The 24531-nt window shown below is 73.9% G+C and carries 19 protein-coding genes and 2 rRNA genes; 18 read left to right on the top strand and 3 right to left on the bottom strand.

What is annotated here, in order from left to right:
• The first annotated feature begins 78 nt into the window (after positions 1–78).
• The 12 genes from ACYX4T_RS03635 to ACYX4T_RS03690 all read left to right on the top strand — a co-directional run bounded on the left by ACYX4T_RS03635 (position 79) and on the right by ACYX4T_RS03690 (position 15418).
• Positions 79–3186 (top strand): 23S ribosomal RNA (locus ACYX4T_RS03635).
• A gap of 125 nt (positions 3187–3311) precedes the next feature.
• Positions 3312–3428 (top strand): 5S ribosomal RNA (gene rrf / locus ACYX4T_RS03640).
• 1249 nt (positions 3429–4677) lie between these two features.
• Positions 4678–5511: a hypothetical protein gene (locus ACYX4T_RS03645; protein WP_476013216.1), complete on the top strand. Its 834-nt coding sequence runs from the start codon at positions 4678–4680 to the stop codon at positions 5509–5511.
• The gene (locus tag ACYX4T_RS03650) at positions 5508–6509 is read left to right on the top strand and encodes an HAD-IIA family hydrolase (protein WP_476013217.1); all 1002 of its coding nucleotides are present in this window, start codon (positions 5508–5510) and stop codon (positions 6507–6509) included. The genes ACYX4T_RS03645 and ACYX4T_RS03650 overlap by 4 nt, the downstream gene beginning before the upstream one ends.
• Positions 6510–6564: 55 nt before the next feature.
• Positions 6565–6723 carry a hypothetical protein gene (locus ACYX4T_RS03655; protein ID WP_476013218.1) on the top strand — a complete coding sequence of 53 codons (159 nt, stop codon included), beginning with the start codon at positions 6565–6567 and terminating at the stop codon, positions 6721–6723.
• A gap of 5 nt (positions 6724–6728) precedes the next feature.
• Positions 6729–7568, top strand: coding sequence for a TlyA family RNA methyltransferase (locus tag ACYX4T_RS03660; RefSeq protein ID WP_476013219.1), 840 nt, complete (start codon positions 6729–6731; stop codon positions 7566–7568).
• Positions 7569–7678: 110 nt separating this feature from the next.
• Positions 7679–8632 carry an NAD kinase gene (locus ACYX4T_RS03665; RefSeq protein WP_476015176.1) on the top strand — a complete coding sequence of 318 codons (954 nt, stop codon included), beginning with the start codon at positions 7679–7681 and terminating at the stop codon, positions 8630–8632.
• Between the two features lie 122 nt (positions 8633–8754).
• Entirely contained in the window at positions 8755–10659 is a 1905-nt protein-coding gene (gene recN, locus ACYX4T_RS03670; protein ID WP_476013220.1) for a DNA repair protein RecN, read from the top strand.
• A 64-nt stretch (positions 10660–10723) separates the two neighbouring features.
• The gene (gene steA / locus ACYX4T_RS03675) at positions 10724–11923 is read left to right on the top strand and encodes a putative cytokinetic ring protein SteA (protein ID WP_476013221.1); all 1200 of its coding nucleotides are present in this window, start codon (positions 10724–10726) and stop codon (positions 11921–11923) included.
• Positions 11920–12837: a copper transporter gene (locus tag ACYX4T_RS03680; protein WP_476013222.1), complete on the top strand. Its 918-nt coding sequence runs from the start codon at positions 11920–11922 to the stop codon at positions 12835–12837. The genes steA and ACYX4T_RS03680 overlap by 4 nt, the downstream gene beginning before the upstream one ends.
• A gap of 116 nt (positions 12838–12953) precedes the next feature.
• On the top strand, positions 12954–14723 hold the full coding sequence (locus ACYX4T_RS03685) for a CTP synthase (protein WP_476013223.1): 1770 nt from the start codon (positions 12954–12956) through the stop codon (positions 14721–14723).
• Positions 14720–15418, top strand: coding sequence for an NUDIX domain-containing protein (locus ACYX4T_RS03690; RefSeq protein ID WP_476013224.1), 699 nt, complete (start codon positions 14720–14722; stop codon positions 15416–15418). The genes ACYX4T_RS03685 and ACYX4T_RS03690 overlap by 4 nt, the downstream gene beginning before the upstream one ends.
• A gap of 89 nt (positions 15419–15507) precedes the next feature.
• Here ACYX4T_RS03690 and ACYX4T_RS03695 read toward each other — a convergent pair whose 3' ends face one another.
• Positions 15508–16401 carry a TIGR03619 family F420-dependent LLM class oxidoreductase gene (locus tag ACYX4T_RS03695; RefSeq protein WP_476013225.1) on the bottom strand — a complete coding sequence of 298 codons (894 nt, stop codon included), beginning with the start codon at positions 16399–16401 and terminating at the stop codon, positions 15508–15510.
• 68 nt (positions 16402–16469) lie between these two features.
• Here ACYX4T_RS03695 and ald point away from each other — a divergent pair, with 68 nt between their 5' ends.
• Positions 16470–17594 (top strand): alanine dehydrogenase, encoded by a 1125-nt coding sequence (gene ald / locus ACYX4T_RS03700; protein ID WP_476013226.1) that lies wholly within the window; start codon positions 16470–16472, stop codon positions 17592–17594.
• On the top strand, positions 17591–18517 hold the full coding sequence (gene xerD, locus ACYX4T_RS03705) for a site-specific tyrosine recombinase XerD (RefSeq protein ID WP_476013227.1): 927 nt from the start codon (positions 17591–17593) through the stop codon (positions 18515–18517). The genes ald and xerD overlap by 4 nt, the downstream gene beginning before the upstream one ends.
• 45 nt (positions 18518–18562) lie before the next feature.
• Here the strand turns inward: xerD and ACYX4T_RS03710 are convergent, their stop codons facing one another.
• Positions 18563–19954: a cytochrome P450 gene (locus ACYX4T_RS03710; protein ID WP_476015177.1), complete on the bottom strand. Its 1392-nt coding sequence runs from the start codon at positions 19952–19954 to the stop codon at positions 18563–18565.
• A 158-nt stretch (positions 19955–20112) separates the two neighbouring features.
• Between ACYX4T_RS03710 and ACYX4T_RS03715 the strand changes: the two genes are divergently transcribed.
• Positions 20113–20691: a TetR/AcrR family transcriptional regulator gene (locus ACYX4T_RS03715; protein WP_476013228.1), complete on the top strand. Its 579-nt coding sequence runs from the start codon at positions 20113–20115 to the stop codon at positions 20689–20691.
• Positions 20692–20715: 24 nt separating this feature from the next.
• Here the strand turns inward: ACYX4T_RS03715 and ACYX4T_RS03720 are convergent, their stop codons facing one another.
• Complete coding sequence (locus ACYX4T_RS03720; protein ID WP_476013229.1) at positions 20716–22002, bottom strand: MFS transporter; 1287 nt, start codon at positions 22000–22002, stop codon at positions 20716–20718.
• 245 nt (positions 22003–22247) lie between these two features.
• Here ACYX4T_RS03720 and ACYX4T_RS03725 point away from each other — a divergent pair, with 245 nt between their 5' ends.
• Genes ACYX4T_RS03725 through scpB form a run of 3 tightly spaced genes read left to right on the top strand, consistent with a single transcriptional unit; the run spans position 22248 to position 24525 of the window.
• Positions 22248–23156, top strand: a complete 909-nt coding sequence (locus ACYX4T_RS03725) for a ParA family protein (protein WP_476013230.1) — start codon at positions 22248–22250, stop codon at positions 23154–23156.
• Positions 23153–23953, top strand: a complete 801-nt coding sequence (locus ACYX4T_RS03730) for a segregation and condensation protein A (RefSeq protein WP_476013231.1) — start codon at positions 23153–23155, stop codon at positions 23951–23953. The genes ACYX4T_RS03725 and ACYX4T_RS03730 overlap by 4 nt, the downstream gene beginning before the upstream one ends.
• Entirely contained in the window at positions 23950–24525 is a 576-nt protein-coding gene (gene scpB / locus ACYX4T_RS03735) for an SMC-Scp complex subunit ScpB (RefSeq protein ID WP_476013232.1), read from the top strand. Before ACYX4T_RS03730 ends, scpB begins: the two co-directional genes overlap by 4 nt.
• Positions 24526–24531 lie beyond the last annotated feature (6 nt).

The raw sequence follows: 24531 nt of genomic DNA on the forward strand, positions 1-24531 counted from the left end.
CGTTGAGAATTGTACAGTGGACGCGAGCATCTTTTGTTTCTGTGCACATTTGTGTCGTGATTTCTTGATGTGTGTGTTGGTCAAGTTGTCAAGGGCGCACGGTGGATGCCTGGGCACCAGGAGCCGATGAAGGACGTGGGAGGCCGCGATAGTCCTCGGGGAGCTGTCAACCGAGCGTTGATCCGAGGGTGTCCGAATGGGGAAACCCGGCACCCGTCATGGGGTGTCACCGCCGTCTGAATGTATAGGACGGTGGGAGGGAACGCGGGGAAGTGAAACATCTCAGTACCCGCAGGAGAAGAAAACAAGAGTGATTCCGTGAGTAGTGGCGAGCGAAAGCGGAAGAGGCTAAACCCCGCCAGTGTGAGAGCCGGCAGGCGTTGCTGGTGGGGTGTTGTGGGGCGTCACGGACCGGTACTGCCGTGCCGGTGCGGTGGTGGTGTGGTGTTAGTCGAAGGCGTTGGGACGCGTCGGCGTAGAGGGTGAGACCCCCGTAGACGAAAACACCGCCCACCTCGTGGTGGCGTGCCCGAGTAGCAGCGAGCCCGTGTAATTCGCTGTGAATCTGCCGGGACCACCCGGTAAGCCTAAATACTCCCTGGTGACCGATAGCGGACGAGTACCGTGAGGGAAAGGTGAAAAGTACCCCGGGAGGGGAGTGAAATAGTACCTGAAACCGTGTGCCTACAAGCCGTCAGAGCCTTAGCTTCACAGCGGGGTGATGGCGTGCCTTTTGAAGAATGAGCCTGCGAGTTAGCGGTACGTGGCGAGGTTAACCCGTCGAGGGGTAGCCGTAGCGAAAGCGAGTCCGAACAGGGCGTTTCTAGTCGCGTGCTCTAGACCCGAAGCGGGGTGATCTACCCATGGCCAGGGTGAAGCGCCGGTAAGACGGCGTGGAGGCCCGAACCCACCAGGGTTGAAAACCTGGGGGATGAGCTGTGGGTAGGGGTGAAAGGCCAATCAAACTCCGTGATAGCTGGTTCTCCCCGAAATGCATTTAGGTGCAGCGTCGCGTGGTACTCACCGGAGGTAGAGCACTGGTTGGCCTAGGGGGCCGACAAGCTTACTGAAGTCAGCCAAACTCCGAATGCCGGTGAGCGTGTAGCGCGGCAGTGAGACGGCGGGCGATAAGGTTCGTCGTCGAGAGGGAAACAGCCCAGATCGCCGGCTAAGGCCCCTAAGCGTGCGCTAAGTGGGAAAGGATGTGGGATCGCCCAGACAACCAGGAGGTTGGCTTAGAAGCAGCCATCCTTGAAAGAGTGCGTAATAGCTCACTGGTCAAGTGGTCCTGCGCCGACAATGTAGCGGGGCTCAAGCGCACCGCCGAAGCCGCGGCAACACCACGTGAACACTTCCTGCGGGATGGTGGTGGTGTTGGGTAGGGGAGCGTCATGCGGGCGGTGAAGCGGCGGAGTGATCCAGCCGTGGAGCCCGTGTGAGTGAGAATGCAGGCATGAGTAGCGATAGCAGAGTGAGAAACTCTGCCGCCGGATGACCAAGGGTTCCTGGGCCAGGTTTTTCCGCCCAGGGTGAGCCGGGACCTAAGGCGAGGCCGACAGGCGTAGTCGATGGACAACGGGTTGATATTCCCGTGCTCGTGTAGGCGCGTCCCTGGCGAATCCAGGTGTGCTAACCGCCCGAGCCCCGGCTGTCTCCTTCGGGAGCAGCTCGGGGGGAGCGCGGGACCCCGCCTGGTAGTAGCCAAGCGATGGGGTGACGCAGGAGGGCAGCTCCGCCAGCTAGTGGTAGTGCTGGTGCAAGCGTGTAGGCCGGTGTACAGGCAAATCCGTACACCATGAGGCTGAGACGTGACGCATAGCCGGTTGAGGCGAAGCAGAGTGATCCCATGCTGCCGAGAAAAGCCTCTAGCGAGTTCCTACGCGACCCGTACCCCAAACCAACACAGGTGGTCAGGTAGAGAATACCGAGGCGTTCGAGCGAACTGTGGTCAAGGAATTCGGCAAAATGCCCCCGTAACTTCGGGAGAAGGGGGGCCCTGTCCCGTGAGACCCCTTGCGGGTTAGCGGGGTGGGGCCGCAGAGACCAGGGGGAAGCGACTGTTTACTAAAAACACAGGTCCGTGCGAAGTCGCAAGACGATGTATACGGACTGACGCCTGCCCGGTGCTGGAACGTTAAGGGGACCGGTTAGGCCGCAAGGCCGAAGCTGAGAACTTAAGCGCCAGTAAACGGCGGTGGTAACTATAACCATCCTAAGGTAGCGAAATTCCTTGTCGGGTAAGTTCCGACCTGCACGAATGGCGTAACGACTTCCCCGCTGTCTCGACCACAGACTCGGCGAAATTGCACTACGAGTAAAGATGCTCGTTACGCGCGGCAGGACGGAAAGACCCCGGGACCTTCACTACAGCTTGGTATTGGTGCTCGGTTCGGCTTGTGTAGGATAGGTGGGAGACTGGGAAGCGGCCACGCTAGTGGTCGTGGAGTCGACGTTGAAATACCACTCTGGTCGAATTGGGCATCTAACCTCGGACCATGATCTGGTCCAGGAACAGTGCCTGGTGGGTAGTTTAACTGGGGCGGTTGCCTCCCAAAGGGTAACGGAGGCGCCCAAAGGTTCCCTCAGCCTGGTCGGCAACCAGGTGTCGAGTGCAAGTGCACAAGGGAGCTTGACTGTGAGACCGACGGGTCGAGCAGGGACGAAAGTCGGGACTAGTGATCCGGCACCACCAGGTGGATGGGGTGTCGCTCAACGGATAAAAGGTACCCCGGGGATAACAGGCTGATCTTGCCCAAGAGTCCATATCGACGGCATGGTTTGGCACCTCGATGTCGGCTCGTCGCATCCTGGGGCTGGAGTAGGTCCCAAGGGTTGGGCTGTTCGCCCATTAAAGCGGTACGCGAGCTGGGTTTAGAACGTCGTGAGACAGTTCGGTCCCTATCCGCCGCGCGCGCAGGAGACTTGAGGAAGGCTGTCCCTAGTACGAGAGGACCGGGACGGACGAACCTCTGGTGTGCCAGTTGTCCCGCCAGGGGCACGGCTGGTTGGCTACGTTCGGAAAGGATAACCGCTGAAGGCATCTAAGCGGGAAGCCTGTTCCAAGATGAGGTCTCCCACCCCTTCGAGGGTTAAGGCCCCCACCAGACCAGTGGGTTGATAGGCCAGACATGTAATCGCCGCAAGGCGTTCAGTGGACTGGTACTAATAGGCCGAGGACTTGCCCACACACACCTCAAGACTCACGACGTGTGAAAGCAAATGCGTAACGAACACGATGTTCGCGTCCACTGTGCATATCCCAACGACCACACACCCCACCCCACAGGTGATCTGTGGGGGTGGTGGGGTGTTCCGGTGGTCACAGCGGAGGGGAAACGCCCGGACCCATCCCGAACCCGGAAGCTAAGCCCTCCAGCGCCGATGGTACTGCGACCGACAGGTCGTGGGAGAGTAGGACACCGCCGGAACACCCGACCACCCCCACACCCGGGGTAGGTAACAGCATCGGCGGCTCTCAGGAGCCGTCACGAGATCGAGCAGGACCTCAACGGGCAGGACTCCGGCCGGAGCCCTGCCCGTTCGCATGTCCACAGGAGGCCGTCCATGTCGTCCGACCCGTCGGAGGGCGCCGGCGCTCGCGGAGGCGACGACGGCGGTCGCCGCGGCAGGACCGCGGGCGCACCACGCGACGACCAGCCGTCCAGCGGTGGCCGTCCGCCCAGCGCGCGCGGTGGTCCCCGGACGGGCGGACTCCGCGGCGGTGGCCAGGGAACGGGCGGGAACCGCTCGGGCGGTCGCGACCGCGGTCCGCGCGAGGACCGTGGCGGTGAGCGCCCACGCGGCGGTGGACCCGACCGGCGGTCCGGCGGCGACCAGGGCTCCGGCCGCCCGGAGCGCGGTGGCCCTCGGCGTGCGAGCGGGGACGACCGGGGTGCCGGCCGCGGCGGACCGCGCACCGACCGTTACGGCGGACGTCCCGGCGGCCCGTCGCGGGACCGTGGCGGAGCTCCCGGGTCCGGCGGCCGCCCCGACGACCGTCCCACCGGCGGCTCCCCGCGCGGTCCGCGCGCGGGCGGCGACGGCGGCCGGAGCGAGCGGCGTGGTGATCGTGCGCAGGGCGACCGTCAGCGTGACGACCGCCCGCGTAGCGAGCGCCCGCAGGGCGACCGGCCGCGTCACGACCGCCCGCGTGGTGAGCGCCCCCAGGGCGACCGGCCACGTGGCGACCGTCCGCGCGACGACCGTCAGCGTGACGACCGGCCCCGTGGCGACCGTCCGCGTGACGACCGCCCGCGTGGCGAGCGCCCGCAGGGCGACCGGGCCCGTGGTGATCGTCCGCGTGACGACCGCCCGCGTGGTGACCGCCCGCAGGGCGACCGGCCCCAGGGCGGGCGTGCTCGCGATGACCGTCGTTCCGGTGACCGCCCCTCGGGCGGCCCGCGCCGGGACGACCGGCCCGGCGCCGACCGTGGTCGCGGCGGGCGTCCGGAGGGCGCGCGCCGGGCCCCCGATCGCGACCGCCAGGGACCGCGCGGGGACCGTCCGTACGAGCAGACCCGCGATCGGGGCGACCGTCGTGAGGAGCCGGTCCAGCGCCACCAGGACGCGGCGCCGCGTCCGGTCGCGCCGCCCCTGCCCGACGACATCACGCCCGACCTGCTCGACCAGGAGGCGCGCCGGGACCTGCGCGGCCTGCCGAAGGACCTCGCGGACACGGTGGCGCGGCACCTCGTCGCCGTGGGGGAACTCGTCGACGATGACCCCGAGCAGGCCCTCGCCCACGCCCGCTTCGCGCGGCACCGGGCGAGCCGGGTGGCGATCGTCCGCGAGGCCTCGGGCCTCGCGGCCTACCACGCCGGTGAGTGGGCCGAGGCGCTCTCCGAGCTGCGGGCGAGCCGGCGGATGGGCGGCGACGGTCACCTGCCGGTGATGGCGGACGCCGAGCGCGCCCTCGGCCGCCCCGAGCGGGCCATCGAGCTGTCGCGCAGCCCGGAGGCCCGCGACCTCGGCATGGAGGACGCCGTCGAGCTCCTCATCGTGGTGTCGGGCGCCCGGCGCGACCTGGGCGAGTACGACGCGGCGGTCGTCGGGCTCCAGGTGCCCACGCTCGACGCGTCCCGCGACGACCCGTGGGTGCCGCGGCTCTTCTACGCCTACGCCGAGGCCCTGCAGGCGGCCGGGCGCCCCGACGACGCCGTCCGCGCCTTCCTCGAGGCCGCCCGCACCGACGTCGAGGGCGAGACCGACGCCGAGGAGCGGGCGATCATGCTCGGCGTCGGCGACACCGCGGTCGCGAGCGACCCCGAGCCGGCCGAGGACGAGAACGTCGACGCCATGGCGGAGGCCGAGACCGAGGCCGAGACCGAGGCCGAGGCCGACGAGATGGCCGAGGACGGGACGGACGACGCCGACGACCGCGAGAGCGTCGCGGCGGTCGACGAGGACACCGCCGCCGAGGACACCGCCGCCGAGGACACCGAGGCCGAGGCCGGAGCGCCCGCCGACCCCGAGCGCGAGGACGCGGCGCCCGGCACGGGGTCGACGGGGTGAGCGCGCACGACGCGCTGCTCGTCGACCTCGACGGCACGGTGTACCGCGGCCCGGCGGCGATCGACGGCGCGGTCGAGACCCTCGAGGCCGTGCGGGCGCGGGCGACGGTCTCCTACGTCACCAACAACGCCTCCCGCGGGCCCGACGAGGTCGCCGACCACCTGCGCGAGCTCGGCCTGACCCTCGACGTCGACGACGTGGTCACCAGCGCCCAGGCCGGCGCCGCGGTGCTGGCCAAGCGGCTCTCGCCCGGCGACAAGGTGCTGGTCGTCGGCACGGAGGCGCTCGCCGAGGAGATCCGCCTCGTCGGCCTCGAGCCGGTCCGGGCCGAGGAGGACGAGCCGGTGGCCGTGGTGCAGGGCCACTCGCCGGACACCGGCTGGCGCATCCTCGCCGAGGCGGCGCTGGCGCTGAACCGGGGCGCGGCCTGGGTCGCCTGCAACGTGGACCCCACCCTGCCCAACGAGCGGGGCCTGCTCCCGGGCAACGGGTCGATGGTCGCGGTGCTGCGCACGGCGTGTGCGCGCGAGCCCGACGTCGCGGGCAAGCCGGCCGCGCCGCTGCTCCAGCAGGCCATCGACCGGGTCGGCGCCCGGCACCCCCTCGTCGTCGGCGACCGGCTGGACACCGACATCGCCGGCGCCCACGCGGTCGGGGCCGAGAGCCTGCTCGTGCTCACCGGCGTCTCGACCCCGGCGGGCCTCCTCGCCGCGCCGTCCGGATGGCGCCCCACGTACCTCGGCGCCGACCTGCGGGTCCTCGGCGACGACCTCGCCCCGACCGCGATCGACGACGGCGACACCGGCGGCTGGGCCGCCCGCCGCGACGGCTCGGCGCTCCTCCTCGAGGGCCGGGACGGCGACACCGGCGACACCATCGCCGCCCTGCGGGCCCTCTGCCGCGCGGCGTGGGCGTCGTCGGAACCCCACGACGCGGTCCGCGGCGACGACGAGGCCGCCGAGAAGGTGATCAGCACACTCGGGCTGACCACCGGCTGAGGCGTTAGCGTGGTGTCCGGAGCACCCGCCCACCGACCGCCCGGGAGCACACGCCATGACCGACGCGCTCGCCACCCTGCGCGACGCGGTCGCCGCGCTGCCCGCCGAGGGGCGGGACGGCGCCGGGGAGCACGACGCGGCCGAGCACGCGGTCCGGTTCGAGGCGGTGCACGACGCGCTGGTCGCGGTGCTGGCCGACCTGGACCGGACCTGAGCGCGGTGGCCCGGTCCACCGCGCGCCGGCTGCGCCTGGACGCCGAGCTGGTCCGCCGCGGGCTCGCGCGGTCGCGGGAGCACGCGGCGGGGCTCATCGCCGACGGCCGGGTGACGGTCGGCGGGACGGTCGCGACGAAGCCCGCGACGGCCGTGGAGACGGCGGCCGCCGTCGTGGTGCGCGAGGACGTCGAGGACCCGGGGTGGGCGTCGCGCGGGGCGGGCAAGCTGCTCGGGGCGCTCGAGGCGTTCGTGCCGCAGGGCCTGGCCGTCGAGGGTCGTCGCTGCCTCGACGCCGGCGCGTCCACCGGCGGCTTCACCGACGTCCTGCTGCGCCGCGGGGCGCGGGAGGTCGTCGCCGTCGACGTGGGCTACGGGCAGCTGGTGTGGTCGCTGCGGACCGACCCGCGGGTCGCCGTCCACGACCGCGTCAACGTCCGCGCCCTGACTCCCGACGACATCGGCGGGCCGGTCGAGCTCGTCGTCGCCGACCTGTCGTTCATCTCGCTGCGCCTGGTCCTCGACGCGCTCGTTTCCTGCACGCTCCCCGGGGGGGACCTCGTGCCGATGGTGAAGCCGCAGTTCGAGGTCGGTCGCGACCGGCTGGGCGCGGGCGGGGTCGTGCGCGACCCGGCGCTGCGGGCCTCGGCCGTGCTCGACGTCGTGGGCGCGGCGCGGGAGCGGGGGCTGGTGCTGCGCGACGCCGTCGCGAGCCCGCTGCCCGGGCCGTCGGGCAACGTGGAGTACTTCTGCTGGCTGCAGCGGGCCGACGACGACACGGGCGGGGCCCCCGGCGCGGACGACGAGGCCCTGGTCCGCCGGGCCGTGGAACGGGGACCGGCGTGAACGACGCGGACGAGGGGAGGGCGCCGGTGACCGGCGTCGGGACCGAGGCACGGGGCAACGGGGTCGGTGGGGTCGCCGGCCCGCCGCCCGGCGAGCACGGCGTCGCGTCGGTGGACACCCACCCCGAGGCCGACCACCCGAACGGCGACCCTACGGCGCGCCACGCGTTGCTCGTCGTCCACACCGGGCGGGACGCGACCCGGCGCGTGGCGTCGGAGGCCGCCCGCCGGCTGGCCGAGGCCGGGTTCGCCCTGCGGATCCTGCCCGACGAGTACTCCACCGACGAGGGGCTCTTCGACGACCTGCCGGAGTCCCAGCGCCCGCGCACGGTCTCGCCCGACTCGGACGCCGCGCTGGGCATGGAGATCGTCCTGGTCCTCGGCGGGGACGGGACGCTGCTGCGGGCCGCGGAGCTCGCCCGGCACGCGCGGGTACCGATGCTGGGGGTGAACCTCGGTCGCGTCGGGTTCCTCGCGGAGGCCGACACCGAGGACCTCGACGAGGTCCTCGACGCCGTCGTCGCGCGCACCTACCGGGTCGAGGAGCGCATGACGGTCGACGTCGTCGCGCACCAGAACGGCACCGAGCTGGGCCGGACGTGGGCGCTGAACGAGGCGATCGTCGAGAAGATGAACTGGGCGCGGCTGCTCGACGTGGTGCTCGAGGTCGACGCGCGGCCGGTGTCGGAGTTCGCCTGCGACGGGGTGCTGGTGGCGACGCCGACGGGCTCGACGGCCTACGCGTTCTCGGCGGGCGGGCCGGTGGTGTGGCCCGAGGTGCAGGCGATGCTGCTGGTGCCGAGCAACGCGCACGCGCTCTTCGCGCGCCCGCTCGTGGTGTCGCCGGAGTCGTCGGTGGCCCTCGAGGTCTCCAACCGCGGCGACGCGGGTGTGCTGGTCTGCGACGGCCGGCGCACGATCGAGCTGCCGCCGGGCTCGCGGGTCGAGGTGGTCCGCGGGCGGAACCCCGTGCTGCTCGCCCGGCTGCGCGTGCAGCCGTTCACCGACCGGCTGGTCCGCAAGTTCGGCCTGCCCGTCCAGGGGTGGCGCGGCCGACGGCCCTGACCCGGCTCCGCCCCGCCCCGCCCCGCCCCGTCGACCGCCCGACACCGACCGTTCGACCACGTGTTCGATCGGATCGGCGTGTTCGGCCCCGGAGCGTCGGGGGACGTGGTTATCGTGAGGCCGTGCTCAGCGAGCTGAGGATCCAGGGCCTCGGGGTCATCGAGGACGCGACCCTCGACCTGCACCCCGGACTCACGGTGGTCACGGGGGAGACCGGCGCGGGCAAGACGATGGTGGTCACGGGGCTGCACCTGTTGGGGGGCGGTCGGGCCGACTCCTCGCGCGTGCGCCGCGGGGCCACGCGCGCCACTGTCGAGGGCCGCTTCCTGCTGCCCCCGGCGCCGGAGGCCGAGGACGAGGGGGAGGAGGACGAGGACGGTCCGCCCCGCTCGGCCCTGCGCCTGGCCGCCGACGCCGGCGCGGCGCTGGACGACGACGGCAGCCTCATCGCCGCGCGCACGGTCTCCGCCGACGGGCGCTCGCGGGCGCACCTGGGCGGGCGGTCGGTGCCGATGGCGGTGCTGGGCGACGTCACCGACGCCGCGCTCGCGGTCCACGGCCAGCACGAGGCCCTGCGCCTGCTGCGCTCGGCCGAGCAGCGTGCGGTGCTCGACCGGTTCGCCGGCGCCGCGGTGGCCGAGCCCCTGGCCGCCTACCGGCGCACGCGCACGGCGTGGCGGCACGCGGTCACCGAGCTGGGCCGGCGTCGCGAGCAGGCTCGTGAGCTCAGCCGCGAGGCCGACATGCTGCGCCACGGCCTCACCGAGATCGAGGCGGTCGACCCGCAGCCCGGCGAGGACGCCGAGCTCGTCGCCGAGGCCCGCCGCCTCGCCGACGCCGACGACCTGCGGGCCACCGCCACGGGCGCGCTCGCGGCCCTCGCGGGTCCACCGGACGGCACGGGCGAGGAGTCGGACGCCGTGGGCCTGCTGGGCGAGGCGCGCCGCCGCGTGCAGGGCAACGAGGACCCGGTGCTCGCGGCGCTCGACCCCCGGCTCGCCGAGGCCGCCGCGCTGATCGGCGACGCCGCCGCGGAGCTCACCGACTACCTCGAGCGCCTCGAGGCCGACCCGCAGCGTCTCGAGCAGGTGCTCGCCCGGCAGGCCGCGCTCAAGGGGCTCACCCGCAAGTACGCCGCCGACGTCGACGGGGTGCTGGCCTGGGCCGACCAGGCGCGCGAGCGGCTCACCGGCCTCGACACCTCCGACGAGGCCCTCGCCGCGCTGGCCGCCGAGGCCGAGCAGCTCGCGGGCGAGCTCGCCGGCCACGCCGCGCGGGTGTCGGCCGCCCGCCGCGAGGCCGCCGACCGGTTCGGCGCCGCGGTGTCGGCCGAGCTCGACGGCCTGGCGATGGGGACGGCGTCGGTGGCGCTCGCCGTGCGGGCCAAGGACGCCGCGCCGGGCGACGCGGCGGCGCTCGAGGTCGACGGCGTCCGGGTGGCCGCCGGCCCGGACGGTGCCGACGAGGTCGAGCTCCTGCTCACCCCGCACGCGGGCGCGCCGGCGCTGCCGGTGCACAAGGGCGCCTCGGGCGGCGAGCTCTCGCGGGTCATGCTCGCGGTCGAGGTCGTGCTCGCCGGGGCGGACACCACGCCGACGCTGGTGTTCGACGAGGTCGACGCCGGGGTCGGCGGGCGCGCCGCGGTGGAGGTCGGCCGGCGCCTCGCGCGCCTCGCCGCCACCCACCAGGTCGTCGTCGTCACCCACCTCGCGCAGGTCGCCGCGTACGCCGACCGCCACCTCGTGGTCGACAAGGGCGGTCTCGCCGACGTCGCGGCCACCGACGGGGTCACGCGCAGCGGCGTCCGCGCGCTCGACGACGGCGAGCGCACGGTCGAGCTCGCCCGGATGCTCGCCGGCACCGAGGAGACCGAGACCGGCCGCGCCCACGCCGAGGAGCTCCTCGCGGCGGCCGCGGCCGACCGGGCGGGGTCGGGCAGCGAGGCCGCTACCGGAGCCCCGACACCGATCAGTCGCGGTGCGGCCACGCGGCGTAACGGGAGCCGCCGGAGTCGCCGGGCCGGGTGACCGGCGGGGTCCCCCTCGGCGCGTCGCCTCCGTCCCACGCGCCCCGGGAGACCACCATCGACCCATGGGCATCAAGTGGCCGCGCGGGAAGACGAAGGAGGCGCCGGTCGGGGTCGTCGGCACGGCGCGTCTCGGGGGTCGCTCCGGCGGTGAGGTGTCCCCGGAGATGCTGCGCCGGCTCGGCCGCGGCGACGTCGCCGTGATCGACCAGGTTGACCTCGACCGCGCCACCGCGCACGCGTTCGTCGACGCCGGGGTGGCCGGGGTCGTCAACGTCTCGCCGTCGATCTCGGGCCGCTACCCGAACCTCGGCCCGGAGATCCTCACCGACGCCGGGGTGGCGCTGGTCGACGACGTCGGCGACGCGGTGCTGCGCCGCCTGCGCGACGGCGCCTCGGTCCGGCTCCACGACGGCGGCGTGTACCTGGGTGACGAGGAGATCGCCCGCGGCTTCTCCCAGACCCCCGAGACGGTCGCCGACCAGCTCGCCGAGGCCCGCTCCGGGCTCGCCGCGCAGCTGGAGGCGTTCTCGGCGAACACCACCGAGTTCATGGGCCGCGAGCGGATGATGCTGCTCGACGGCGTCGGGGTCCCGGGCCTCGAGACGGCGATGAACGGCCGCACCGTGCTGGTCGTGGCCCCGGGCCCCGACCGCGCGACCGAGCTGCGGCGCCTGCGGCACTTCGTGCGCGAGGAGCGCCCGGTGCTCGTCGGTGTGGGTGGCGGGGCCGAGGCGCTGCGGGCCGCGGGCTGGACGCCGTCGGTGGTCGTCGGCACCGCGCTGGAGATCGACCCGGAGCTCGCGCGCAAGGCCGTCGACGTCGTCGTCCCCGCCGACCTCGACGGGCACATCGCCGGGCTCGCGCGCCTGCAGGACGCCGGCATCGACCCGGTCGGGTTCGCCTCGTCGGCGAACCCCGAGGACATGGCCCTGATCCTCGCCCAGCGCCACGGCGCCTCGCTGGTGGTCGCGTGCGGGTTCGACGCCACGCTCTCGGGCTTCCTCGACCGCGGCCGCACCGGCAGTAACCCGTCGACGGTCCTGACGCGGCTGCGTCTGGGCCCGACGCTGGTCGACGCGTCGGCGGTCGCGGCGCTCCACCGCCACCGCGTCACCACCGGCGCGGTCCTGCTCCTGCTGCTGGCCGTCATGGCGGTCGGCGCGACGGCGCTGCTGGCCAGCGGCGTCGCCGAGGCGATCGTGATGCTCGTGCGCGAGGGGTGGACGGCGGCGCTCGCCGCTGCTCAGGGGGTCCGTGGATGATGTCGCTGCGCTACCACGTCGTGTCGATCGCGGCGGTCCTGCTCGCGCTCGCGCTGGGGGTCGTGCTCGGGGCCTCGGCGCTCTCGGGCCGCGTGCTCGGCGCGCTGACCTCCGACCGCGACCAGCTCGCCGAGCAGGTCGTGGCGACCCGCGGGGAGCGCGACGCGGTCGGCGCGCGCCTGCTCGCCACCGAACGCCTCGTGGCGGCCGGCGCCCCGTCCACGGTCGCGGGCGTGCTGCCCGGCCGCGGGGTCGCCGTCGTCGCCACGCCCGGCGCGGACCCGGCGGACGTCGACGCCGTCGCCGACCTCGTGGCCCGCGCGGGCGGGCGCGTCACCGGCCGCCTCGTCCTGACCGACGCCGCCGTCGCGCCCGAGCGGGCCGAGGAGCTGCGCGCGCTGGTGCCGCGCCTGCTGCCCGCGGGCGCGCAGCTGCCGACCACCACCGACACCGGCACGCTCACCGGCTCGCTGCTCGGGTCGCTGCTCGTCACCCGCCCGCAGGGGATGGACGAGCAGACCACGGGCCCCGAGGTCGCGACGGCGCTGCGGACCCTCGCCGACGCCGGCTACCTGGCCGCCCCCGACACGGTGGACCCGTCGCCGGGCGAGCTCGCGCTCGTCGTCACCGGCGGGACCGCCGACCCCGCCCGCGACGCCGTCGTCGCGCGGATCGCGGGGGAGATGGACCGGGTCGGGGCCGGTGCGGTGCTCGCCGGCCGCAGCGGGTCGGGCGCGGTGGAGGCCGTGCGCGCGGACCCGGCGATGCGCAGCGGGCTGTCGACCGTCGACGCGCTGGAGGGTCCGTCGTCGCGGGTGGCGACGGTGCTGGCGCTGCGCGAGCAGGCCGACGGGCGCTCCGGTGTCTACGGCCCGGCCGCGGGGACGTTCATCCCGCAGCCCGCCGCCGGCTGAGGAGGGTCGCTCGGGCGGGGAGGCGACACGCTGTTACGGTGGGGTCCCGTGGATCGCGGACTCTCCCGACGGAGGATCGCCCGAACGGCCGTCACGACCGCGACGGGGTCCTGATCATGCAGCCGACGCGGACGACCAAGCACGTGTTCGTCACCGGGGGCGTCGCCTCGTCGCTCGGCAAGGGCCTGACGGCGTCGAGCCTGGGCCAGCTGCTCACCGCGCGCGGCCTGCGCGTGACGATGCAGAAGCTGGACCCCTACCTCAACGTCGACCCCGGGACGATGAACCCGTTCCAGCACGGCGAGGTCTTCGTCACCGAGGACGGCGCCGAGACCGATCTCGACATCGGGCACTACGAGCGCTTCCTCGACCGTGACCTGTCCGCGCGGGCCAACGTCACCACCGGCCAGGTGTACTCGAGCGTCATCGCCAAGGAGCGCCGCGGCGAGTACCTCGGTGACACCGTGCAGGTCATCCCGCACATCACCGACGAGATCAAGTCCCGCGTGCTCGCCATGCGGACGGCGGACCCGGCGCCCGACGTGGTGATCACCGAGGTCGGCGGCACCGTCGGCGACATCGAGTCGCTGCCCTTCCTGGAGGCCGCGCGCCAGCTGCGCCACGAGGTCGGCCGCGACAACTGCTTCTTCCTGCACGTGTCGCTGGTGCCGTTCCTCGCGCCGTCGGGGGAGCTGAAGACCAAGCCGACGCAGCACTCGGTGGCCTCGCTGCGCAACATCGGTATCCAGCCCGACGGCCTGGTGCTGCGCGCCGACCGGCCGATCCCCGAGGACATGACCCGCAAGATCAGCCTCATGTGCGACGTCGAGGAGGACGGCGTCGTCGCCTGCCCCGACGCGCGGTCGATCTACGACATCCCGAAGGTGCTGCACGGCGAGGGCCTCGACGCGTACGTGGTGCGCCGGCTCGGGCTGCCGTTCCGCGACGTCGACTGGACGGTGTGGGGCGACCTGCTCGACCGCGTGCACCACCCGAGCGAGACGGTCGAGATCGCGATCGTCGGGAAGTACGTCGACCTCCCCGACGCCTACCTCTCGGTCACCGAGGCGCTGCGCGCCGGCGGGTTCGCCCACCGGGCCCGGGTCACGATGCGCTGGGTGCCCTCCGACGAGTGCGAGACCCCGGCCGGCGCGGCCGCGGCGCTGCAGGGCGTCGACGGCATCCTCGTGCCCGGCGGCTTCGGCATCCGCGGCATCGAGGGCAAGGTCGGCGCGCTCGACCACGCCCACCGCCAGGGCATCCCCGCGCTGGGCCTGTGCCTGGGGCTGCAGTGCATGGTCATCCACGCGGCGCGGTCGATGGCGGGGCTCGAGGACGCCAACTCCGCGGAGTTCGACGAGACCACCCCGCACCCGGTGATCTCGACGATGGCCGACCAGACCGACGTCGTGGCCGGCGAACGGGACATGGGCGGCACGATGCGCCTCGGCGCCTGGCCCGCGGTGCTCGCGCCGGACACCGTGACGCGCGCGGCCTACGGCACCGGGCGGATCTCCGAGCGCCACCGCCACCGCTACGAGGTCAACAACGCCTACCGCGAGCGGCTCGCCGACGCGGGGCTGGTGTTCTCCGGGACCTCGCCGGACGGCGGGCTCGTCGAGTTCGTCGAGCTGCCCCGCGACCGGCACCCGTTCTTCGTCGGTACCCAGGCGCACCCCGAGCTCAAGAGCCGGCCGACGCGCGCGCACCCGCTGTTCCGGGCCTTCGTGGCGGCGTCGCTGCGCTACGTCACCTCCCAGCGCCTGGACCTGCGGACCGACGGTCCGGACGACGCGGACGTCCCGGACGGCGCGGACGGCGCTGCCGGCGCCGACCTCACCGAGCAGACCGGGCGCCTCGACGAGCCGGCGCGGGCCTCCTCGTGACGGGGCCCTCCACGACCGGCCCCCGGACGCCCGACACCCTCGCCGACCCGCACGACGGCCCGGACGGCCGTCCGCACGACTTCGCCGTCGTCGGCAGCGAGACGCTCTACGAGGGCCCCATCTTCGCGCTGCGCCGCGACGACGTGCGGATGCCCGGCGGGCGGGTGGCCGGCCGGGAGAAGGTCGAGCACTTCGGCGCGGTGGCCGTCGCGGCGCTCGACGAGGACGACCGGCTCGTCATGATCTACCAGTACCGGCCCGCGCTCGGGCGGCGCATCTGGGAGATGCCGGCCGGGCTGCTCGACGACCCGACCGAGGAGCCGGTCGCGGCGGCGCGCCGCGAGCTGGTCGAGGAGGTCGGGATCGAGGCCGACGAGTGGTCGACGCTGGTCGACATCGTCGGGTGCCCGGGCTTCGCCGACGAGTCGGTGCGGGTGTTCCTGGCCCGCGGGCTGCGGTCGGTGGAGCGGCCCGCCGGCGGCGACGACGAGGAGGCGGACCTCGTCATCCGCCGGATCCCGCTCGACGACCTCGTCACCGGCGCCCTGTCCGGCGCGCTGGTCAACGGGCCGTGCGTGGCGGGCGTGTTCGCGGCGGCGGCGGTGCGCGACGGCCGGTCCGCGGCCCGGCCCGTCGACGCCCCCTGGGTGGACCGGCCGAGCGAGTACGCGGCCCGCCGCGCCGCCCGGGGCTGAGCACCACGGGGGTCGTGCGCAGCGAACGCGCGGTTCGCTGCTTCTAGGCGCGCGAAGTCCCCGTTGATCACGGCGCGGGCGCGAGCGGACTACGCCGTCCGGCGCACCAGATCCTCGAGCAGGTCGAGGGTCGCGTCGAGGCCGGGTGCGACGTACATGGGGTCGACGAACACGTCGGTGAACCCGGTGGCGTCGACGAGGCGCCGGGTGCCGTCGGCGATCCCGGCCGCGTCGACGCCGGCCGCCACGTTGATCCGCAGCGCGGTGCCGACGGCGGCGGGGTCGCGTCCCGCCTCGGTCGCGGCGGCGTCGACGTTCGCGCGGAACCGGAGCAGCGCGCGCGCCTGGCCGTCGAGGTCGTCGCTGGGCAGGCGGCCGACCGGCAGCCACCCGTCGGCGCGGCGCCCGACGCGGCGCAGCGCGGACTCCGTCCACGCCGAGAGGTAGATCGCCGGGCGCTCGCGCGGGGTGTCGACGTGCGCGGCGGGCAGCGGGAACCGCGGGCCGGGCAGGGGCGCGGGGGTGTCGGACCACAGGGTGTCGAGGCCGTCGAGCAGCTCGTCGAGGCGGGCGCCGCGGTGGTCGAAGTCGAGACCGGCGCCGGCGTACTCCTCGGGCGACCAGCCGATGCCCAGCCCCGCGACCAGCCGGCCCCGGGCGATGGCGCTGATCGTGCCGAGCGAGCGGGCCAGCACCGCGGGCGGGTAGAGCGGTCCGACGAGCACGCTGGTGCCGAGCGTCGCGCGCGACGTCGCCGACGCCGCGACCGCGAGCAGCGCGAAGGGGTCGAGGGCGCGGCGGAACTCGGTCGGGATCGTGTCGGTGCCGCCGTAGCCGATCCGCGGGTCGACGGCGGCGAGCAGGCGGTCGCCGACCCACAGGCTCGCGGCACCCGCCTCCTCGGCCGCGGCGGCGAAGGCGCCGATCCGGTCGGCCTCGTCGGCGGCGTCCCCGAACTGCGGCAACGTGGTCCCCAGGCGCACGGAGATCATTCTGACCCGATCGCGCGCGGCGGGCGCTGCGGGCCCCGGCGTCCCGCTATGGTCCGGCCATGAAGGTGGGCGTGCCGCGGGAGGTCAAGGACCACGAGGACCGGGTGGCGTTGACGCCCATCGGGGTGACCGAGCTCCGGCGCCGCGGTCACGAGGTCCTCGTCGAGGCCGGCGCGGGCGAGGGCTCCGCGATCAGCGACGACGCCTTCCGCGAGGCCGGGGCGACGATCCTCGAGCAGGTCGACGACGTGTGGGCGTCGAGCGAGCTGCTGCTCAAGGTCAAGGAGCCGGTGGGGGAGGAGTACCACCGGCTGCGGCGCGGGCAGGTGCTCTTCACCTACCTGCACCTCGCGGCGTCGCGGGAGTGCACGACCGCGCTCATGGACGCCGGGGCGACGGCCGTCGCGTACGAGACGGTGCAGACCGCCGACGGCGCGCTGCCGCTGCTCGCACCCATGAGTGAGATCGCCGGGCGCATGGCCCCGCAGGTGGGTGCGCACCACCTGGAGAACGCGCAGGGCGGGCGCGGCGTGCTGCTCGGCGGCGTGCCCGGCGTGCGCCCGGGCCGCGTCGCCGTCATCGGCGCCGGCACCTCGGGGCTCGCAGCGACCACGATCGCGGTGGGGCTGCGGGCGTCGGTCGAGGTGCTCGACACCAACGTCCGGGCGCTGCGCCGCGTCGACGAGATCTTCTCGGGCACCGTGCGCACCGTGCTCTCCAGCGCGCCGGAGGTCGAGCGGGCCTGCCGCGAGGCCGACCTGGTCATCGGCGCCGTGCTCGTGCCCGGCGCGCGGGCCCCGGTGCTGGTGTCGTCGGAGCTGGTGGGGCAGATGCGGCGCGGGTCGGTGCTCGTCGACCTCGCCGTCGACCAGGGCGGCTGCTTCGCCGACACCCGCCCGACCACGCACGCCGAGCCGACCTACCGCGTGCAGGACTCGATCTTCTACTGCGTCGCCAACGTCCCGGGCGCCGTGCCGACCACCTCGACGCGCGCGCTCACCGGCGTCACGCTGCCCTACGTGCTCGCGCTCGCCGACCAGGGGCTGGAGAAGGCCGCGGCCGCCGACCCCGCGCTCGCGAAGGGCGTCAACGTCGTCGGCGGCGAGCTGACCATCCCCGGCGTCGGCGCGGCGCACGACCTGCCCGTCCGCGAGCTCTCCGAGGTGCTGCCGGGGGTGGCGTGACGGTCCCGGCGACAGCGGTCCGTGCCTACCTCGACCACCTGCTCGTCGAGCGCGGCACGGCGGAGAACACGCTCGCGTCGTACCGCCGCGACCTCGCGCGCTACCTCGAGCACCTCGCCGATCAGGGCGTGAAAGATCTCGCCGACGTGACCGAGCGTCAGGTCGGCGACTTCCTCGTGGCCCTGCGCACCGGGGCCGGCGGGCGGGCGCCGCTGGCCACGGCGTCGGCGACGCGGGCCGTCGTCGCGGTCCGGGGCCTGCACCGGTTCGCGCTGGCCGAGGGCATGGTCGCCGTGGACGTGGCGCGCGAGGTGCACCCGCCCGCGCCGCCGCGGCGCCTGCCGAAGGCGCTGGACGTCGCGACCGTCGACCGGCTGCTGACGACGCGCGGGGGCGAGTCGGACGACGTCGCCGGGGTGCGCGACCGCGCCCTGCTCGAGCTGCTCTACTCCACCGGCGCGCGGATCTCCGAGGCCGTCGGTCTGGACGTCGACGACGTCGACACCACCGAGCGGTCGGTGCGCCTGGCCGGCAAGGGCGGCAAGCAGCGGATCGTGCCGATCGGGCGGCCGGCGCTCGCCGCGCTCGAGGCCTACCGCGTGCGCGCCCGCCCGGCGCTGGCCGCGCGGGGGAGGGGCACGCCGGCGCTGTTCCTCAACGCCCGCGGGGCGCGCCTGTCGCGCCAGAGCGCCTGGGCGTCGCTGCGCGAGGCGGCCGACCGGGCGGGCGTCGCCGGTGCGATCTCCCCGCACACCCTGCGGCACTCGTTCGCCACCCACCTGCTCGACGGCGGCGCCGACCTGCGCGTCGTGCAGGAGCTGCTCGGCCACGCCTCGGTGACCACGACGCAGATCTACACCCAGGTCACCGTCGACACCCTCCGCGAGGTGTTCGCGATGGCCCACCCCCGCGCCCGTATGTGAGCACTTTCCTGCCCTATGAGGCAGGAAAGTGCTCACATGACCCGGTCAGCCCAGCGGCTCCAGGCGCAGGGGGAGTCCGTCGGCGGGCACGGGCAGCGAGGTGTTGTCCCAGCGCGGGGTGTAGCCCGGCGCGACGGTGATGCGGTGGTGGCGCAGCAGCTCGTGCAGGATCGCGGTCACCTCGAGCGAGCCGAACAGCATCCCCAGGCATTTGTGCACGCCGCCGCCGAACGGGATCCAGGCGTCGCGGTGGCCCTTGTCCTCGCGGCGGTGCTCGGCGAAGCGCTCGGGGTCGAAGACGTCGGGGTCGGTCCAGATCGCCGGGTCGAAGTGGTTCACCGCGCCCGCGGCCATGACGAGCCGGCCCGCCGGGAGGTGGTGGCCGAGCAGCGCGGTGTCGCGCGTCGTGCGCCGCATGACCACCGGCACCGGCGCGGCGAGGCGCAGCGACTCCCGGATCACCAGGTCCAGCGTCGTCAGCGACTCGAGCGCCGCGCGGTCCGGCGGTGCGTCGCCGAGCGCGAGCGACTCCGCCCGCGCCCGCTCCTGCCACTCCGGGTGGGCAGCGAGGTAGTAGGCGGCCGCCGCGCTGGTGATCGTCGACGTGTCGTGGGCGGCCATCATCAGGAAGATCATGTGGTTGACGACGTCGTCGTCGGTGAACGCCTCGCCCTCCGGGGTGCGGGCCCGGCACAGGGCGGCGAACAGGTCGTCGCCGTCGCTGCGGCGCTTGGCGGGCAGCGCCTCGCGGAAGTACCGCTCGAGCAGCGCCCGCCCGCGCAGGCCGGCGCGGAAGCGGGTGCCGGGCAGGTCGCGGCGCACGATCGCGCTGGCCGCCTGCACGCACGCCATGAACGCGTCGTTGACGGCCTCGGCCTCGGGGCCCGAGCGGTCGTCCATGAAGACGTGCGTGGCGACGTCGAGGGTCAGCCGCTTGAGCACCGGGTAGAGGCGGACCTCGCGCCCGTGGGGCCAGGTCGGGATGGCCTCGCGCAGCACCCGCACCGTGCGGTCGACGTACCCGCGGACCCGCGGCGCCGTGAACGCCTCCTGCATGACGCGGCGGTGCACGCGGTGCTCGTCGCCGTCGAGGAGCATGAGCCCGCGGTGGAAGAAGTCGTCGACGAGGAACCGCCAGCCGTCCTGCGAGTAGGCCTTCTCCGGGTTCGTCAGCACGGCGTGGGTGGCCTCGGGGCCGGCGGCGATGACGACGTGCTCGCCCGCGAACCCGCACCACGACACCGGCCCCAGCGTCGCGTGCCGGGCGCGGGTGAAGGCGTGGCCGAAGCGGATGTAGGTCAGCGTGTGCCCGATGACGGGCGGGCCGGCGTCACCGGGGACGGCGACCAGGCCCGAGCCGGCGGGCGGCTCGGCCAGCGGCACGACCCGGCGCGGCCGCGACCGCTCGAGGATGCGGCGGTCGACGCCCGCGGGCATCGGCGTGAGCACGACGGACGACAGGCGCTCGCCCGTCGCGGTGCGGACCACGGACACGGCCACCTCCGGGGCGTGGGCTGGTGCCCCGGACGCTAGACACGGATCGCGTTCGTGTCCACGGTGGAGACATCACGGCCGGGAGCGTCTACCCTCGCGCCGTGCCCAGCTCCTTCGCCGCCCGCACCCGGGGACTCGTGCGCGACGAGGCGCTCGAGCGGGCCGCGGAGCTGCTGGTGGCCGGCGGCTGGCGCGGGCTGCGGCTCCAGGACGTCGCCGACGGCATCGGGGTGAGCCGCCAGACGCTCTACAACGAGTTCGCGAGCAAGCAGGGCCTCGCCGCGGCGCTGGTCCTGCGCCGGACCGAGGAGTTCCTGGGCGAGCTCGAGGCGGCCCTCGACGGCGAGGACGACCTGTACCGCGCCTGGTCGTCGGCCGTGCGGACCACGCTCGACACCACCGCCCGCGACCCGCTGCTGCGCGTGCTGCTCACCGGCCAGGGCGCCGCGGAACTGCTGCCGCTGCTCACGAGCGAGGCCGAGCCGCTGGTCGCCGCCGCGCGCGACCGCGCGGCGGACTTCCTGGCGCGTCGCCGGCCGGGGCTCGACGCGGCCACCGCGACCGCGGCCGCCGAGGTCGCGGCGCGGCTGACGATCAGCCACATCGTGCTGCCGCTGCACCCGCCCGACGTCGTCGCCGACCAGATCGCGACGACGGTGGTCCGGTACCTCCGTGCATGATCTTCTGAGCTCTAGCTCGGAAGATCACGCACGTGCCGGCGCCCGGCCCACCAGCACGACGCCGAGGGCGCCGAGGGCGGCGACGACGGCGAAGGCGTAGAAGCCCCACGGGTAGGCGATGCCCGCCTGCAGGAGGGCCCCGCCGATGATCGGTCCGGCGATCGCGCCCAGGCGCCCGACACCGGCCGCGGTGCCCAGTGCCGTCCCGCGGGCCTCCGCGGGATAGAGCTGGGACACGTAGGCGTAGACGAGTACCTGGGCCGAGAAGACGAACACCCCGGCCAGCAGCACGCTCACGTAGATACCGATGCCGGGCAGCCGGATCGACAGCAGCGCCAGGAACAGCGTCGCCGCCACGAACCACGCGATCGTCGCCGGTCGGACGCCGATCCGGTTCGCCACCGAGCCGGCCAGCAGCAGGCCCAGGATCGCGCCCACGTTGAGCACGAGCAGCAGGACCAGCGCGGCACCGAGCGCGTACCCGGCCGAGCGCATGATCTCGGGCAGCCAGGTGTTGAGCCCGTACACCAGCAGCAGACCCATGAACGAGGCCATCCAGAACGCCAGCGTCGGGCGGGCGAGCCCGTCGCGGAACAGCGCCGTCACCGGGTTGCCACGACGGCCGGGAGCGCGCTGCGCAACGTCCGCCCCGCGCCCGGCCCGCCAGCTCGAGTCGCGGGAGGCGCCACGGCTCTCCAGGTACTGCGCCGACTCGGGCAGGCGCATCAGGAGCAGCGGCACGAGGACGAGGGCCGGCAGCGCCCCGGCCACGAACATCACCTGCCACCCGACGGACTGGAGGAACAGGGCTCCGACCAGCGCGGTCGCGACGGCGCCGACGTGGTAGCCGGTCATCAGCACCGTGGTGGCGCTGCTCCCGCGCCCCTGCCGCGCGTTCTCGGCGACGAGGGTCAGCGCGACCGGCAGCACCCCGCCCAGGGGGATGCCCGCGAGGAACCGCAGCACGCCCAGCACCACTGCCCCGGTGGCGAAGGCACAGGCCAGGGTGAGCAACGAGAACGCGATGACGGTGGCGATGAGGACGCGGCGGCGTCCGTAGAGGTCGGCGACGGTGCCGACGGTCAGCGCCCCGACCATGACGCCCAGCAGGCCGACGGTGACCACCACCGAGGCCCCCGCGGGATCGAGATCCCACGCCGGGTCCCGGAGCAGCACCGGCATGACCACGCCGATGACGACGAGGTCGAAGCCCTCGAGGGCCACGGCGGACCAGCACAGCGGGCGCACCCAGCCCGTGCCGGCCCTGCGGGTGCCCGGGCCGGGCGTGGCGGTGGTCGGCTCGGTCGTCATCGCTCACGTCCTCGTGGTCGACGGACGGCAGGGAAGCGGAGAGTATGCGAGTGGTCACGCCAGGGCGTCGTCCCGCCTTCCGCTGACCGGGAGATCGTGACACAACGGGCAGGAGGGGGTGGCCGTCGGTGACGAGCGTGACGGAGCCCGCGGCGTGCTCGGCGAGTCGCGCACCGGCGTGCCCGACGCGGTGCCTAGGCTGATCGCACGAGCACGCGGCCGGGCACGCGAGGGAGGGACACGCGATGTCGAACCCGCAGCCGGTCCTCTGGCCGGCCACCGACCAGCCCCCCGAGAACCCACCCGGGCAGGCGCCCGAGCAGACCGCCGAGGTCCCGCCGGGCCGCCCGCGCCGGCACGTCCCGGTCCCCGGGCCCCTCGACGGGCACGGACCCGCGACGGTCCTCGCGATGTGCAACCAGAAGGGCGGCGTCGGCAAGACGACCTCCACGATCAACCTCGGCGCCGCGCTCGCCGAGTACGGCCGGCGGGTCCTGCTCGTCGACTTCGACCCGCAGGGCGCCCTGTCGGTCGGCCTGGGCGTGCAGCCCCACCAGCTCGAGACGACGATCTACAACCTCCTCATGGAGAAGGGCACGACGATCGACGACGTCATCCGCCCGACCACCGTCGAGGGGATGGACCTGCTGCCGTCGAACATCGACCTCTCCGCGGCCGAGGTGCAGCTGGTCACCGAGGTCGGCCGCGAGCAGTCGCTGGGTCGCACGATCGCGCCGGTGCTCGACCGTTACGACTACGTCCTCGTCGACTGCCAGCCGTCCCTCGGCCTGCTGACGGTCAACGCGCTGGCGTGCGCGGACGGCGTGCTGATCCCGCTCGAGTGCGAGTTCTTCAGCCTGCGCGGGGTGGCGCTGCTGATGGACACGATCGAGAAGGTGCAGGACCGGCTGAACCCCAAGCTCGAGATCACCGGCATCCTGGCCACCATGTACGACCCGCGGACGCTGCACACCCGCGAGGTGATGACCCGCGTCGTGGAGGCCTTCGGCGAGCTCGTCTTCGACGCCGTCATCAACCGCACCGTGCGTTTCCCCGAGACGACCGTGGCCGGCGAGCCGATCACCCGGTGGGCCACCCGGTCGGCCGGCGCCGAGGCCTACCGCGCCCTGGCCCGCGAGGTCATCGCCCGGTGACGCTGACGCCGGAAGCCCCCGAACGCGTCCGGTTCCAGGTCAGCCTGGACAACTTCGCCGGGCCGTTCGACCTGCTCCTGCAGCTCATCGGCCGCCACGAGCTCGACGTCACCGAGGTCGCGCTCTCGCGCGTCACCGACGACTTCATCGCCTACACGGCCGCGCTGGGCGACGACGCGGACCTCGAGGAGACCACGGGCTTCCTCGTCGTCGCGGCGACCCTGCTCGACCTCAAGGCCGCCCGGCTGCTGCCGCAGGCCGAGGTGGAGGACGAGGAGGACCTCGCGCTGCTCGAGGCGCGCGACGTCCTGTTCGCGCGCCTGCTGCAGTACCGCGCCTACCAGCAGGTGGCGGCCCTCTTCCGCGAGCTCGAGGGCGCGGCGCGCATGCGCTACCCGCGCGCGGTGACGCTGGAGCCGCGGTTCGCCGAGCTGCTCCCGCCCGTGCAGCTGGGCGTCGACGCCGACGGGTTCGCCGAGATCGCGGCCGCGGTGTTCCGTCCCAAGCCGCCGCCGACGGTCGGCCTGGACCACCTGCACGCGTCGACGGTGTCGGTGCCCGAGCAGGTCCGCATCCTCTCGGGGCGGCTGCAGGCGGCGGGCGCGGCGACGTTCGCCGAGCTCGTCGCCGACTGCGAGCAGGGCATCGAGGTCGTGGGACGCTTCCTCGCCGTGCTCGAGATGTACCGCGCCCGCGACGTCGCCCTCGACCAGCCCGAGGCGTTCGCCGAGCTCCGCGTCCGCTGGGCGCCCGGGGGTGACGCGGGCAGCGCCGGGATGGTCGAGGAGGAGGCGTGAACGAGCCCGATCCCCTCGAGGAGATCGAGGAGACCCTCGACTCCGACACCGAGCTCGTCGCGGCGCTCGAGGCCGTGCTGCTCGTGGTGGACGCGCCGGCGCCGACCGACCAGCTCGCCGACGTCCTCGGCCAGCCCGTCGCCCGGGTCGGCGACGCCCTGCAGGCCCTGGCCGCCGAGTACACCGAGCGCGAGCGGGGCATCGAGCTGCGTGCCACCGGCGAGGGCTGGCGGCTCTACAGCCGCGACCGCTTCGCGCCGTACGTCGAGCGCTTCGTGTTCGACGGCCAGCGCACCCGCCTGACCCGCGCGGCCCTGGAGACGCTCGCGATCGTCGCCTACCGCCAGCCGGTGACCCGCTCGCGGGTGGCGGCGGTGCGCGGGGTCAACGTCGACGGCGTCATGCGCACGTTGGCCGCCCGCGGGCTGATCATCGAGGCGGGCACCGACGTCGGCGGCGGCACGCTCTACCGCACGACCGAGCTGTTCCTCGAGCGCCTGGGCCTGCAGTCGATCGACGAGCTGCCCCCGATCGCCCCGCTGCTGCCCGACGTGGACGACATCGACGAATAGGGCATC

Source organism: Actinomycetospora sp. ABD4_176 (assembly GCF_056311855.1).